The organism is Massilia sp. P2_C2 (assembly GCF_056404615.1).
On sequence record NZ_JBFUDR010000644.1, the window covers coordinates 1 to 861 of the forward strand.

Genomic DNA, 861 nt, shown 5'->3' on the forward strand with positions numbered 1-861 from the left:
GACCAGCGCCGCGGCACCGACGGTGGCCGCCCCTTGACGGGGCACGACGAGGACCGGACGCCCGCCGCCCAACGCCAGCCGGGCCGCCAGGTCGGCGGGAAATGGCGGCGCGACGGTGGCGGCGTCGGGCTGGCTCACGACGACGAGGTCGGCGTAGCGCGCCTGCAGCGCCATGGCGGCGTCGACGTCGTCGTCCACGAGCCGCGCCTCGCTGGATACTACGCCTTCCTCGCGCACGATGCGTTCGAACGCCTCCAGTGCCGATCCGGCCGCGCCGCGGAGCATCTGGCAGCGCGTCTCGATCGCGGGACCCGCGGCGGCAGGTACCAGGAAGCGGGAGATCCCGGTGGGAGCGGCGCCGACCAGGTGGGCATCGGCCTGCCGCGCCAGCCGGGCGGCCAGGCGGATGCGGTCGGGCGCGGCGGGATCGGCGTCGACATGGACGAGGATGGTCTTGTAGTGCATGGCGGTCTCCATTATGGCTGTCCGGCGCGGCCGGCCGCGAGCTGCAGGCCGAGCAGCATGACGAGCGCCGTCAGCGCCGCCGCACCCAGCCAGGCGGCCGGCGGCGGTGCGAACAGCAGCAACGTGGCGAGCGGCGGCCACCACAGCGCGCCTGCCAGCAACAGCATCGCGCTGGCGGCGATGGCGCCGAACAGCGGATTGGCCACGCGCAGCGCGCCGAGCGCGCCGGCCTCCTGGCGGCTGGACAGCAGCAGGCCGAGGTTGCACAGGATGAGGGCAGCGAACGCCGTCGCGCGCGCCTGTGCGGGCGGCAGCGCGGCCAGGGCCAGGGCGTAGCAGCCGGCCGCGAGCGCCGCCGCCCACACGCCGCGCAGCAGGGCCGCCGCCAGCTTGCGG

1 protein-coding gene and 1 pseudogene are annotated in these 861 nt (G+C 76.1%); both read right to left on the minus strand.

Annotated features, from left to right (window positions below; translation table 11 throughout):
- Positions 1-465 (minus strand): annotated as a pseudogene (locus AC1DYX_RS31580) (universal stress protein); the annotation flags it as partial.
- Positions 466-476: 11 nt separating this feature from the next.
- Positions 477-861, minus strand: a 385-nt coding sequence (locus AC1DYX_RS31585) for a cation transporting ATPase C-terminal domain-containing protein (protein WP_477266214.1), incomplete at its 5' end; no start/stop codon positions are given.